Origin of the sequence: Micromonospora sp. L5 (genome assembly GCF_000177655.2) — a bacterium.
Lineage (GTDB): Bacteria > Actinomycetota > Actinomycetes > Mycobacteriales > Micromonosporaceae > Micromonospora > Micromonospora aurantiaca.
Genome location: NC_014815.1, coordinates 3,440,952 through 3,453,847, shown reverse-complemented (window position 1 = coordinate 3,453,847; position 12,896 = coordinate 3,440,952). Strand labels below are relative to the sequence as shown.

At 71.3% G+C, this 12,896-nt stretch carries 12 protein-coding genes and 2 pseudogenes; 11 read left to right on the top strand and 3 right to left on the bottom strand.

Annotation, left to right across the window (positions count from 1 at the left end):
- Positions 1–69: 69 nt before the first annotated feature.
- Positions 70–747, top strand: a complete 678-nt coding sequence (locus ML5_RS16300; protein WP_013475422.1) for an SDR family NAD(P)-dependent oxidoreductase — start codon at positions 70–72, stop codon at positions 745–747.
- On the opposite strand, the gene ML5_RS16295 is transcribed toward ML5_RS16300, so the two are convergent.
- On the bottom strand, positions 732–1,478 hold the full coding sequence (locus tag ML5_RS16295) for a dTMP kinase (RefSeq protein WP_013475421.1): 747 nt from the start codon (positions 1,476–1,478) through the stop codon (positions 732–734). The genes ML5_RS16300 and ML5_RS16295 overlap by 16 nt on opposite strands.
- A gap of 150 nt (positions 1,479–1,628) precedes the next feature.
- Here ML5_RS16295 and ML5_RS16290 point away from each other — a divergent pair, with 150 nt between their 5' ends.
- The 5 genes and pseudogenes from ML5_RS16290 to ML5_RS16275 all read left to right on the top strand — a co-directional run bounded on the left by ML5_RS16290 (position 1,629) and on the right by ML5_RS16275 (position 4,053).
- Entirely contained in the window at positions 1,629–2,210 is a 582-nt protein-coding gene (locus ML5_RS16290) for a nucleotidyltransferase (protein ID WP_013475420.1), read from the top strand.
- A 56-nt stretch (positions 2,211–2,266) separates the two neighbouring features.
- Positions 2,267–2,476 (top strand): hypothetical protein, encoded by a 210-nt coding sequence (locus ML5_RS16285; protein ID WP_236619442.1) that lies wholly within the window; start codon positions 2,267–2,269, stop codon positions 2,474–2,476.
- A 10-nt stretch (positions 2,477–2,486) separates the two neighbouring features.
- Positions 2,487–3,267 (top strand): annotated as a pseudogene (locus tag ML5_RS16280) (metallophosphoesterase).
- Entirely contained in the window at positions 3,258–3,404 is a 147-nt protein-coding gene (locus tag ML5_RS32370; protein WP_013288160.1) for a GPGG-motif small membrane protein, read from the top strand. The pseudogene ML5_RS16280 and the gene ML5_RS32370 overlap by 10 nt, the downstream one beginning before the upstream one ends.
- Before the next feature lie 151 nt (positions 3,405–3,555).
- Positions 3,556–4,053, top strand: a complete 498-nt coding sequence (locus tag ML5_RS16275; protein ID WP_013475418.1) for a TspO/MBR family protein — start codon at positions 3,556–3,558, stop codon at positions 4,051–4,053.
- A 43-nt stretch (positions 4,054–4,096) separates the two neighbouring features.
- Here ML5_RS16275 and ML5_RS16270 read toward each other — a convergent pair whose 3' ends face one another.
- Complete coding sequence (locus tag ML5_RS16270; protein WP_013288162.1) at positions 4,097–4,873, bottom strand: M23 family metallopeptidase; 777 nt, start codon at positions 4,871–4,873, stop codon at positions 4,097–4,099.
- 237 nt (positions 4,874–5,110) lie between these two features.
- On the opposite strand from ML5_RS16270, the pseudogene ML5_RS16265 reads away from it, so the two are divergent.
- The 5 genes and pseudogenes from ML5_RS16265 to ML5_RS16245 all read left to right on the top strand — a co-directional run bounded on the left by ML5_RS16265 (position 5,111) and on the right by ML5_RS16245 (position 11,346).
- A pseudogene (locus ML5_RS16265) lies at positions 5,111–6,450 on the top strand (ABC transporter substrate-binding protein).
- A 71-nt stretch (positions 6,451–6,521) separates the two neighbouring features.
- Positions 6,522–7,568: a carbohydrate ABC transporter permease gene (locus ML5_RS16260; protein WP_013288164.1), complete on the top strand. Its 1,047-nt coding sequence runs from the start codon at positions 6,522–6,524 to the stop codon at positions 7,566–7,568.
- 1 nt (position 7,569) lies between these two features.
- Positions 7,570–8,529, top strand: a complete 960-nt coding sequence (locus ML5_RS16255; RefSeq protein ID WP_013475417.1) for a carbohydrate ABC transporter permease — start codon at positions 7,570–7,572, stop codon at positions 8,527–8,529.
- A 61-nt stretch (positions 8,530–8,590) separates the two neighbouring features.
- Positions 8,591–9,661 (top strand): LacI family DNA-binding transcriptional regulator, encoded by a 1,071-nt coding sequence (locus ML5_RS16250; RefSeq protein ID WP_013475416.1) that lies wholly within the window; start codon positions 8,591–8,593, stop codon positions 9,659–9,661.
- A gap of 41 nt (positions 9,662–9,702) precedes the next feature.
- Positions 9,703–11,346, top strand: coding sequence for an alpha-amylase family glycosyl hydrolase (locus ML5_RS16245; protein ID WP_013475415.1), 1,644 nt, complete (start codon positions 9,703–9,705; stop codon positions 11,344–11,346).
- 58 nt (positions 11,347–11,404) lie between these two features.
- On the opposite strand, the gene ML5_RS16240 is transcribed toward ML5_RS16245, so the two are convergent.
- On the bottom strand, positions 11,405–12,838 hold the full coding sequence (locus tag ML5_RS16240) for an MFS transporter (RefSeq protein ID WP_013475414.1): 1,434 nt from the start codon (positions 12,836–12,838) through the stop codon (positions 11,405–11,407).
- Positions 12,839–12,896 lie beyond the last annotated feature (58 nt).

Genomic DNA, 12,896 nt, shown 5'->3' with positions numbered 1-12,896 from the left:
GTCGGCCTCGACCGGACGGGCCGGACGGCCCACCGGTCCGTCGGCAGGGCGGTTGGCTAGCGTGTGTCCATGACGGAACGCACGGTGCTGGTGACCGGAGGCACGGGTGGGCTCGGCGGCGCGGTCACCGCCGCCTTCCTCGACGCGGGCTGGCGGGTGGTCGTACCCCAGCGGGAGCCCGGGACGGACGACGGCCCGGTCCGGGTCGTGGCCGACCTGCTGACGCCCGAGGGGGCCGCGCGGGCGGTCGAGGCCGCGACCGCCGAACCGGCCGCGCCGCTGCGCGCGGTGGTCAACCTCGTCGGCGGGTACGCCGCCGGCGCCCTGGTGCACGAGACCCCGGTCGAGGACTTCGAGCGGATGCTGCGGCTCAACCTGCGCCCGACGTACCTGGTCACCCACGCGGCGCTGCCGCACCTCATGGCGTCCGGCGACGGCGCGGTGGTCTGCGTCTCGGCCCGGGCGGCGGTCACGCCGTTCCCCGGCGCCTCCGGCTACGCCACCGCGAAGGCCGCGGTGCGGGCGTTCGCCGAGACGGTCGCGGTCGAGTACCGGCAGCGCGGCGTGCGGTGCAACACCGTGCTGCCGAGCGTCATCGACACCCCGGCCAACCGCGCCGCCCAGCCCGACGCCGACCACGGGCGCTGGGTGCCGCCGGCCGAGATCGCCGAGGTGATCCGCTTCCTGGCCTCCCCCGAGTCCGCGCCCACCAGCGGCGCGAGCGTCCCGGTCTACGGGCGGGCCTGAACCGGCACCGGCCCGTCCCGCCCGGCGCCACCGACCGGGCGGCGCGGGCCGGCCGGAGCCGGGCCGGCCGGAGCCGGGCCGGGACCGGCTGACGGGTCGTCGGGCAGCCACTCGCTCAGGTGCGCCCGGATCCGGCGGGCCACCTCCTCCGGCGGGCCGTTGCCGTCCACCACCACGAAGCTGCCGTACTCCGGCAGGTCCCGGTACGCGGCGGCCGCGGCGGTCAGCCACTCCATGGTCTCGTGGTCGGTGCCGCGCCGCTCGATCCGCCGGTACGCCTCGGCGGGGTCGACGGTGAGCAGGAACGTCACCCGGGGCGCCGGGAAGATCCGGTACCCGGCCCGGGCCAGCCGCTCCCACCGCTGCCCGCCGTGTGCCCGGATGCTGGCGTACTGGCAGGCGGACCACCTGTCCATCACCGCGGTACGCCCGGTCACCAGACAGCTGAGCAGCGCGAGCGCGATGGCCAACCATCGCAGCACCGACTCGACCACGAGCAGGCCGTCGCGCCCGACGAGCCGCTGCGCGTCCGGACGGCCGACCCGCTGGGCGATACGGCCGAGCCAGCGTCGGCCACCGGCGTTGCGGTGGTACGTGGCGGGACGGCCGGCCGCGGTGAGCGCCTGGGCGAGCCGGTGGGCCTGGGTGGTCTTACCTGAGCCGTCGATGCCGATCAGGGCGACGGTGCGCAGTCGGGCCCTGCCCCGCCGCGTCCGCAGTGAGCTGGCCACCCTCCCGAGGTTATCCGACCGATGCTCACACCGGCCCGTATGTCGCTTTCCTGCCCTGGCGGGCCGATCGCGCCGCAACAGGTGTGACCGGAGCGTCCGCCGGGTACGCATCGTGGTCCCACCGCCCACATGACGACGAGGGAGCCGCAGATGGCCGAGCGCGGGGACGAGACCCTGGTGCACACGCTGAAGAAGGTCGCCGCCGTGCTCAAACAGTCCGAGATCCCGTTCGCGCTCGGTGGCAGCTTCGCGGTGTACGCGCACGGCGGTCACTCCAGCGACCACGACGTGGACTTCCTGCTCCGCGAGGTGGACGTCGACCGGGCGCTGGAGGCGCTGGTCGAGGCCGGCTTCACCGCCGAGCGCCCGCCGGAGGACTGGCTGGTCAAGGTCTACGACGAGGACCGGATGGTGGACCTGATCCACCGGCCGGTGGAGACGCCGGTGACCGAGGAGACGTTCGCCGACACGATCGTGCGCCCGGTCGACGCGATCCACATGCCGGTGCTCTCGGCCAGCCAGCTCATGGTGCACAAGCTGCTCAGCTTCTCCCAGCACTACTGCGACTTCGCCCGCGCCCTGCCGCTGGCCCGCTCGCTGCGGGAACAGATCGACTGGGAACGGGTACGGAAGGAGACGCAGCACTCGCCGTACGCGGAGGCGTTCCTGGTGCTGCTCGACCGGCTGGACGTGCTGCCCGGCGGCGCGTCCGGAGGAAGGGAGACCCTGTGACCGGACTGTCCGGCGACGTTCCCCCCGACGAGTACGTCGAGGCGGAGATCCAGAGCATGCTGGCCGAGGACCCGACCGTGGCCGAGCAGGGCATCACGGTGGTGCGGCGGGAGAACGGGCTGGTGCTCTACGGCGAGGTGGAGAGCCCGCACCGGCGGGAGGAGATCCTGCGGCGGGTGGCCGAGCGCTTCCCGGGCACCCACGTGACGAGCGACATCGGGGTGATCCGCACGCAGGCGCCCACCCAGGTCGAGGAGTTGCCGTGAGGGAGGTTCGATGGTGATCCGGATCGCCGCCGTGGGCGACGTGCATCTGGACGAGGACGTGGTGGGCCGGTTCCGCCCCGCGCTGGAGGAGTTGCCCGGCTGCGCCGACGTGCTCCTGCTCGCCGGTGACCTGACCCGGCACGGCACCGAGGCCGAGGCGCGGTGCGTGGCCCGGGAGTTCGGCGACCTCGGCGTACCGGTGATCACCGTGCTCGGCAACCACGACCACCAGTGCGACGAGGTGCCGCAGGTGGTGAAGGTGCTGGAGGACGCCGGGATCACGGTGCTGGAGGGCACCGGCGTCGTGGTGGACACCCCCGGCGGACGGCTCGGGGTCGCGGGCGTGAAGGGGTTCGGCGGCGGGTTCGCCGGGCGGTGCGCCAGCGACTTCGGGGAGCCGGAGATGAAGGCGTTCGTGCGGACCACCAGGGAGAGCGCCGACGCGCTGACCGACGCGCTGCTCTCGCTGGACTGCGACGCGCTCGTCGCGCTCACCCACTACTCCCCCGTACCGGACACGCTCGCCGGCGAGCCGCTGGAGATCTACCCGTTCCTCGGCTGCTACCAGCTCGGTCAGGCGATCGACTCCGCACCTACCGCGCTGGCGCTGCACGGGCACGCCCACCACGGCACCGAGCGCGGTACCACACCGGGCGGGGTCCGGGTCCGCAACGTGGCCCACCCGGTGATCAAACAGGCGTACAGCGTCTTCCACCTGGGCGGTGATCAGCTCGACTGAGCGGGAGGTTTCCGGTATCGGGCGCACGGGTATCCAGCCGACATGGAGCTGATTCTCTGGATTCTCGCAGTCGTACTGGTGGTCGCCGGAATTCTCGCCCTGTTCCGCCGGCAGATCCTCTGGGGCATCGTCCTCATCGTCGTCGGCCTGCTGGTCGGCCCGGGTGGCGTCAGCATCTTCAACACGTAACAGCGGTTCTCGTACCCGCCGGGGTCGCCGGGCCCGGGTGTTCCGTCCTGCCGGACCGGAACGTCCGGGCCGGGTGACTCCGGCTTTTCCGCGTCCGGGTCCGGCGGCGCCCGGGCGTTTGCCGGGCCGGTCGAGCGGAAACATCTCGGCCATGGAGATGTCGCAGAGTGTCACCCGGCGCACCGCCGGAGCCCGCCAGTGGTTGGCGTTGCTCGGCTTCGGCGCCGCCACCTTCGCCGCCGCCGCGATCGGCGGGCTGGGTGTCCAGGGCACCTCCGCCGAGTACCAGGGCCTGGAGCAGCCCGCCTGGGCGCCGCCGTCGTGGCTGTTCGGCCCGGTCTGGACCGTGCTCTACGTGCTCATCGCGATCGCCGGCTGGCTGATCTGGCGGCGGGTCGGTTTCGGCCCCGCACTCTGGGCCTGGGTCGTGCAGCTCGTGCTGAACGCGATCTGGACCCCGCTGTTCTTCGGCGCCGGGGCGTACGGGCTGGCGTTCGCCGAGATCGTGCTGATGTGGCTGGCGATCGGGGTGACGGTGGCCCTGTTCCGGCGCGTCTCCCGGCCGGCCACGCTGCTGATGCTGCCGTACTGGGCCTGGGTGACGTTCGCGTCCGCGCTGAACTTCGCGGTGTGGCGGCTGAACTCCTGACCGGTACGGGCGCGGGAGCCGCTCGCCCCCGCGCCCGCCGGGTTCAGCAGCGGGGTACGCCCGGGATGTAGCCGTCGTACCCGGTGTAGACGTACGCGTCGGAGATGAACCGGCCGGAGCCGATCCGGTCCCAGATCGAGCTGGTGCCGTAGGTGCCGGTGACGCTGGTGCCGCTGGTCTGGCACTGGATGGTCACCTTCGCCCCGTCGGCCACCGTGCCGACCGAGCTGTAGCCGGTGCCGGGGCCGGAGCGGACCGTCAGCGGGGAGCCGGCCGTGTTGACGGTGCCCTCGCCGGTGTTCGTCCCGCCGCAGCCGTTGTCACTGGTGTAGGTCTTGGTGCCCCAGTAGAGCGCCTGGACGCCGTTGAACTTGATCTTCACAGAGCTGCCGTTGAGACGCTGCTCGTAGTGCAGGTGCGGGCCGGTGGAGCCGCCGGTCGTGCCGACGTACCCGATCACCCGGCCGTAGCCGACGGTCTGCCCGACGGAGACGTTGAAGGCGTTCAGGTGGGCGTAGTAGGTGGTGTGACCGCCGCCGTGGTTGATCCGGACGTACTTGCCGTAGCTGGTGTCGCCGAGATTGGTCACCACGTCGACAGTGCCGGGTGCGCTGGCGACCACCGGGTCGCCCAGGTCGTCGGTGCGGTTGAAGTCGATCGCGTTGGCCGGGCTGTGGTTGGTCCGGGTCTGACCGGACCAGGACTGGTTGCACGGGAACGGGACCTTGAACGTCGGGGCGGCCATCGCCGGCGCGGCCGGTACGAGGGTCGCCGCCAGGACCGCGGCGCTCGCCCCGAGGGCGAGCCATCGCTTACGCATCCACTGCCTCCAATGTTGAAAGTCTTCAATGCGATGCGGACATCCTGACAGAAAGTTCCGTTCCCGGGAAGATTCGTGGGAGCGCACCCATCACCGGTGGTCAGGGTTTCGGGATTGTTACCGGGCCGTGTCCGGCCAGGGGTGGACCCGGCACGATGCAAGCGCTTACATGTGAGGACGACCATCGGACCGGCGCGGGTTCGATCCCCCCACGCGCCGGCAAGGAAGGAGATCGGCATGGCGTTTGCCAGATCGCGCCAGGCGCTCGCGGTCGCCAGCGTCCTGGGGCTGGCGCTCGGCGTCGCCGCCTGCGGCACCGGCAACGACAAGAAGAGCAGCAACGCGGGCTCGGCCGAGTGCGGCGCATATGAGAAGTACGACGGTCACGACGGCAAGAAGGTGACCATCTACTCCTCGATCCGTGACATCGAGGACGAGCGCCTCCAGCAGTCCTGGAAGGAGTTCGAGGACTGCACCGGCATCGAGATCGACCACGAGGGCTCCGGCGAGTTCGAGGCGCAGCTGCCGGTGCGGGTGGACGGCGGCAACGCCCCCGACCTCGCCTTCATCCCGCAGCCGGGTCTGCTGAAGCGGTTCTCGACTCGGGCAAGCTCAAGCCGGTCGGCGCCGACACCAAGGCGATGGCCGAGCAGAACTACTCCGCCGACTGGCTGAAGTACAGCACCGTCAACGGCCAGCTCTACGGTGCCCCGCTCGGCTCGAACGTGAAGTCCTTCGTGTGGTACTCGCCGAAGACCTTCAAGGAGAAGGGCTGGACGGTCCCCACCACGTGGGACGACATGATCAAGCTCTCCGACCAGATCGCGGCCAGCGGCACCAAGCCGTGGTGCGCCGGCATCGAGTCCGGTGACGCCACCGGCTGGCCGGCCACCGACTGGATCGAGGACGTGCTGCTGCGTACCGGCGGCCCGGACGTCTACGACAAGTGGACCACCCACGAGATCCCGTTCAACGACCCGCAGGTGGCTGACGCCCTCAACCGGGCCGGCAGCATCCTGAAGAACGAGAAGTACGTCAACGGCGGCTTCGGCGGCGTGAAGAGCATCGCCACCACCTCCTTCCAGGAGGGCGGCACGCCCATCACCGCCGGCAAGTGCGCGCTGCACCGCCAGGCGTCCTTCTACGCCAACCAGTGGCCCGAGGGCACCAAGGTGGCCGAGGACGGCGACGTCTTCGCGTTCTACTTCCCGGCCATCGACCCGTCGAAGGGCAAGCCGGTGCTGGGCGGCGGCGAGTTCGTCGCGGCCTTCGCCGACCGTCCCGAGGTCCAGGCGGTGCAGACCTACCTGGCCTCCGGCGAGTACGCCAACAGCCGCGCCAAGATCGGTGACTGGGTCTCCGCGAACAAGAAGCTGGACCTGAACAACGTCCCGAACCCGGTGGACAAGCTCTCCGTGGGCATCCTCCAGGACGAGAAGACGGTCTTCCGCTTCGACGGTTCGGACCTGATGCCGGCCGCGGTCGGCGCCGGCACCTTCTGGAAGGGCATGGTGGCCTGGATCAACGGCAAGGACACCACCGCCGTCCTGAACGACATCGAGGGCAGCTGGAAGTGATCTAGCAGGTGGCCCGGTCCGCGGACGCGGACCGGGCCACCTCTGCTAGCCGAACCCTTGAGGGAGGGTCGATGGAGTTCGACTTCGCGGCGGAGCAGCCGAAGTTCCTCATGCTCATGTACGGGCTGATCGCCTTCGTCGCGGTGGTGGGCGGGCTGCTCCTGCTTCTCGACGTGGTGCCGTCGTTCTTCGCCCGGCGCCGGGAGGCGCAGCTGGTCGCGGCCTCCGCGAGCGGCGCGCCGCTGCCCCGCCGGCGCAAGCAGCGCGAGGGCACGTTCGCGTTCTTCTTCCTGTTGCCGACGCTGCTGCTGCTCGCCGTCGGGCTGGTGGTCCCCGCCATCCGCACCACGCTGCTCTCCTTCATGGACTCCGGCAGCAACAACTGGGTGGGCCTGGACAACTACCGCTGGATGTTCGCCGAGGACTCGATCGTCCGGGTCCTGATCAACACGCTGATCTGGGTGCTCCTGGTGCCGCTGGTGGCCACCGGGTTCGGCCTGATCTACGCGGTCCTGGTGGACAAGGCCCGGTTCGAGGCCGTGGCCAAGTCCCTGATCTTCCTGCCGATGGCGATCTCGTTCGTCGGCGCCTCCATCATCTGGAAGTTCGTCTACGCCTACCGGGGCGAGGGCGACCAGATCGGCCTGCTCAACCAGATCGTGGTGAGCCTGGGCGGCGAGCCGAAGCAGTGGCTGCTGGACTCGCCGCTGAACACGTTCCTGCTCATCGTGATCATGGTGTGGATCCAGGCCGGTTTCGCGATGGTGGTGCTCTCCGCCGCGATCAAGGCCATCCCGGCCGACATCGTCGAGGCGGCCCGGCTGGACGGCACCACCCCGTGGCAGATGTTCTGGCGGATCACCATGCCGAGCATCCGGCCGGCGCTGATCGTCGTGGTGGTGACGCTGTCCATCGCGACGCTCAAGGTCTTCGACATCGTCCGGACCGCCACGAACGGCAACTACGACACGAACGTGATCGCGACCGAGATGTACAACCAGGCGTTCCGCTACCAGGAGAACGGTCAGGGCTCGGCGCTGGCGGTGTTCCTGTTCGTCCTGGTGATCCCGATCGTGATCTACCAGATCCGCAACCTGCGCAAGCAGCGGGAGGGCTGAGATGACCACCGCCACGCCCACCGTCGGAGTCGGCGCCCAGGCCACCGCGCCGACCACCCGGGGCGCCCGGGTGCGCAAGCGCCTGAACAGCCGTACCGCCACGCTCGTGTCGATCGTGATCGCGGTGCTCTGGACGATCCCGACCTTCGGCCTGTTCATCTCCTCGATCCGGCCGGAGAACGAGATCAAGACCACCGGGTGGTGGACGTTCTTCAGCAACCCGCAGATCACGCTGGAGAACTACCAGGAGGTGCTGTTCAGCCGCGGCTCGTCCGGGCAGCTGGCCAGCTACTTCATCAACTCGCTGGCGATCACCATCCCCTCGGTGCTCTTCCCGCTGGCCTTCGCGTCGCTCGCCGCGTACGCGCTGGCGTGGATGAACTTCAAGGGGCGGGACTGGGTCTACATCGGGATCTTCGCGCTGCAGATCGTGCCGTTGCAGATGGCCCTTGTGCCGCTGCTGCGGTTCTTCTCCACCGGCGTCACCATCGCCGGGGTGCAGATCCTCCCCGCGTGGGACCTGGTCGACGAGCAGAAGTTCGCCCAGGTGTGGTTCGCGCACACCTGCTTCGCGCTTCCGTTCGCCGTGTTCCTGCTGCACAACTTCATCTCGCAGCTCCCCGGCGACCTGATGGAGGCGGCCCGGGTCGACGGGGCCACCCACCCGAAAATCTTCCGCACCATCGTGCTGCCGCTGATCACGCCCGCGCTGGCGGCGTTCGGCATCTTCCAGTTCCTCTGGGTCTGGAACGACCTGCTGGTCGCGCTGATCTTCGCCGGCGGCGGCGACGAGACCGCCCCGATGACAGTCCGGCTCGCGGAGCTGGCCGGCACCCGCGGCAACGAGTGGCAGCGGCTGACGGCCGGCGCGTTCGTGTCGATCGTCGTACCGCTGATCGTGTTCCTGTCCCTCCAGCGCTTCTTCGTGCGAGGTCTGCTCGCCGGCAGCGTCAAGGGTTGATCCGGCGCCCCGCCGCCGGCACGGCCGGCGGCGGGGTCCGGGTCACAGCGGGGAGCTCACGATGACCAGGATTGACGACGTCGCCCGTCTGGCCGGGGTCTCCACGGCCACCGTCTCCCGGGCGCTGCGGGGCCTGCCGACGGTCTCGGCCGCGACCCGCCGCCGGGTGCTCGCCGCCGCCGAACAGCTCCAGTACGCGGTGTCTCCCAGCGCGAGCCGCCTGGCCGGCGGCCGGACCGGCACCGTGGCGGTGGTGGTGCCCCGGATCACCAGATGGTTCTTCGGCACCGTGGTCGAGGCGGTCGAGGAATTCCTCCAGGACAGCGGCTACGACCTGCTGCTCTACAACCTCGGCGGCCGGGAGCAGACCCGGCAGCGGGTGCTGCGCACGGCGAGCCTGCACAAGCGGGTGGACGCGATCATCCTGGTCGCGACCCCGCTGCGCGCGGCCGACGTGCACGCGCTGACGAAGCTGGACCTGCCGGGCGTGACGATCAGCTCCGGCAGCGAGGTGCCCGGGTGGCCCTGCGTCCGGATCGACGACGTGGCCGCTGCCCGGACCGCCACCCGCCATCTGCTCGACCTCGGCCACACCCGGATCGCGCACATCTCCGGCGACCCGGACGACGAACTGGCCTTCACCACCCACCTGGACCGGCGGCGCGGCTACCAGGAGGCGTTGCGGGCCGCCGGGCTGCGGCCCGACCCGAGCCTCGACGTCGAGTCGCGCTTCACCATCGACGGGGGCACCCGGGCCACCACCGAGCTGCTGGCCCGGGGCGAGCCGCCGACGGCCATCTTCGCCGCCTGCGACGAGATGGCGATGGGTGCGATCACCGCGCTGCGCGACGCCGGGCTGCGGGTGCCGGAGGACGTGAGCGTGATGGGCATCGACGACCACGACCTGGCCGGCGTGCTCGGGCTCTCGACGATCGCCCAGCCGGCCGCCGAGCAGGGGCTGCTCGCCGCCCGCATCCTGCTCGACCCGCTCGGCGTACGAGCCGCCGAGCCGTACCCGGGCCTGGTGCCCGCCCCGCGCGGCGCCGACACCGACGACGGGACACCGCCCCCGGTGATCCTGCCCACTCGCCTGGTGGTGCGCGAATCGACAGCGCCGCCCCGGGCACACTGAAGAACTCGCTCGTCCCGCACCACCCAGACAGGAGTAAGGCGCTGAACACCGACGCGACGCAGCAGGCCCCGGGCACCGGCTGGTGGACCGAGGCGGTCATCTACCAGGTCTACCCGCGCTCGTTCGCCGACTCCGACGGCGACGGGATCGGCGACCTGCCGGGCATCACGTCCCGGCTCGACCACCTCGCCGAGCTGGGAGTCGACGCGCTCTGGCTGTCCCCGTTCTACCCGTCCCCGCAGGCCGACGCCGGGTACGACGTGTCCGACTACCGCGACGTCGACCCGCTGTTCGGCACGCTCGCCGACGCCGACAAGCTGATCGCCGAGGCGAAGGCCCGCGGGCTGCGGGTGATCGTCGACCTGGTGCCCAACCACACGTCGTCCGCGCACCGCTGGTTCGAAGCGGCAGTCGCCGCCGCGCCGGGCAGCCCGGAACGGCAGCGCTACGTCATCCGCGACGGCAGGGGCCCGGACGGCGCCGAGGCGCCGAACGACTGGGTGAGCGTGTTCGGCGGCCCCGCCTGGACCCGGCTGCCCGACGGGCAGTGGTACCTGCACCTGTTCGACTCCGGCCAGCCCGACCTGAACTGGGACAACCCGGAGGTGCGCGAGGAGTTCCTCGACGTGCTGCGCTTCTGGCTGGACCGGGGCGTGGACGGCTTCCGGGTGGACGTGGCGCACGGCCTGATCAAGCAGGCCGACCTGGCCGACTGGCAGGAGCCGCAGGAGATCCTCTCCGGCAGCGAGGTGGACAAGCCGCGCCCGCCGATGTGGGACCAGGACGGCGTGCACGAGATCTACCGGGAGTGGCGGCGGGTGCTCGACTCGTACCCCGGTGAGCGGATCCTGGTCGCCGAGGCGTGGGTGGAGCCGGCCGAGCGCCTGGCCCGGTACGTGCGCCCGGACGAGATGCACCAGGCCTTCAACTTCGAGTACCTGCTGGCCGCGTGGACCGCGCCGGCCCAGTACGCGGTGATCACCCGCTCGCTGGAGGCCACCGACTCCGTCGGCGCGCCCACCACCTGGGTGCTGTCCAACCACGACGTGGTCCGGCACGCCTCCCGGCTCGGGCTCGGCACCGCCGGCGGCCGGGCCAACGGCGTCGGCGTGGACGACCCGCAGCCGGACGCCGCGCTGGGCCTGCGCCGGGCCCGGGCGGCCAGCCTGCTGATGCTCGCGCTGCCCGGCTCCGCCTACCTCTACCAGGGTGAGGAACTGGGGCTGCCGGAGCACACCACGCTGCCCGATGAGGCACGCCAGGACCCGACCTGGAAGCGCAGCGGGCACACCGAGCGCGGCCGGGACGGCTGCCGGGTGCCGATCCCGTGGGAGGCCGACGCCCCGTCGTACGGCTTCGGGCCGACGGACGCGAGCTGGCTGCCCCAGCCGCCGGTGTGGGCCGAGTACGCGCTGGACCGGCAGCGCGGCGTGCCCGGCTCGACGTACGAGCTGTACCGGACCGCGCTGCGGCTGCGCCGCGAGCACGCGCTGGCCCGGGGCCCGCTGCGGTTCCTGACCTCCGGCGACGAGGTGCTCACGTTCACCAACGGCGACCTCACCGTGCTGACCAACTTCGGTGCCGACCCGGCGCCGTTGCCGGCCGGCGCGCAGGTGCTGGTGTCGAGCGCGCCGCTGGACACCGCCGCGGTCCCCACGGACGTCACGGTCTGGTTCCGGGTGTAAGGAAGGGCCCCTTCTTAACGCCTCCGGTAGAGCAGGGGCCCCTTCTTAACACTCACCGTTAAGAAGGGGCCCTTCCTTCCTCCAGGCGGTCGGCGCGGGCGTGCAGCAGGTCGTGCACCTGCGCGATGTCCCGCGGCGACGTACGCGCGGCCAGCCAGTACATGATCCCGGTCGGGATGAAGAAGAGCTGGAACGCGGCCAGCCCGACCGCGTAGTTCAGCGGCGGCGGGAAGGCCGCCCGCAGCCCGGCGAACGCCACGCCGACCAGCCCGTTGCCCGCCGCCCGGCCGACGCCGTTGACCAGGTTGCCCAGGCTGTAGACGGTGCCCCGGTGCTCGGGCGGGTTGACGTCGGCGATCAGGGCGAACCAGTTCGGCGAGTTCGCCGACGTCAGCGCCAGCGCCACCACGGCGGTGAGCAGGCTCAGCCCCACCGACGGCTCGGTCAGCACGCTGGACAGCACGGCCGTCACCACCGCGCCGGAACCGGCGCCGTCGGGCACGTCGATGCGGATCGGCACGAAGAACAGGACCAGGTAGAACGGCAGCGCCGCGAGGATGCCGACGGCCGCGACCATGGCCCGGCCGCTCGGCGTACGCCGTTGCAGCGCGTCACCCACCAGACCGCCCACGATGGACAGCACGCCGCCGAGCTGGAACAGGGTGGCGAAGACGCTGCCCACCACCACGGCCGTGGCCGGTGAGTAGCCCTGCGCCTCGGCCCGCTGGCTGAACAGCACCGGCAGCCATACCAGCGAGCCGAACGCGGCCTGGGCGGTCAGCCCCTGCATGATCAGCCAGCGGTTGGTCCGGCGGGCCAGGATCCGGGGCAGGTCGGCACGGCTGATCCGGTAGTCGTACTCGTTCCCGGCGTCGATCGCCCCCGCCAGCTCCGGTTCGCTCTGCCCGCGCCGGATGTCGTAGGTGAACAGGTACGCCACAGTGGCGGCCAGGCCCACGCCGGTCAGCAGCAGGAACGGCCGCCGCCAGTCGGTCGCGCCGAGCACGCCGCCGAGCAGCGTCCCGGCCAGCGTGCCGACGCCCTGGGACAGCCCCCAGAAGCTCATCACCAGGCCCCGGCGGCGCGGTGAGATCAGGTCCGTGACCACCGAGAAACCGACCGAGCCCACCGCGCCGAGCCCGACCGCGCCGACGAACTGCGCGACCAGGAACGTCGCGTACCCCCCGGCCAGCGCGCTGCCCCCGGTGCCGGCCGCCCAGAGCAGCGTGCCGACCATGAGCAGCGGCTTGCGGTTGGTGCGGTCCCCCACGTAGGCCCAGGCCACCGCCGCCACCGCGCTGACCAGGAAGCTGACGGCGGTGACCAGGCCGAGCATCCGCTGGGGTACGTCGAGGGCGGTGGAGATCGGCCCGTACAGCGGGGGCACCAGGCCGATCGCCACATTGTCCAGCGAGGCGAGCACCACGAAGACCACGACGCTGTAGAACCGGTGTGCCGTGTTCCCGCGCCGGGAGATCCTCGTGCCCTTCATGCAGGGCAGCCAATCAGGTGCGGGCCGGATCCGGGACACCGCCCCCGGCCGGCGCGCG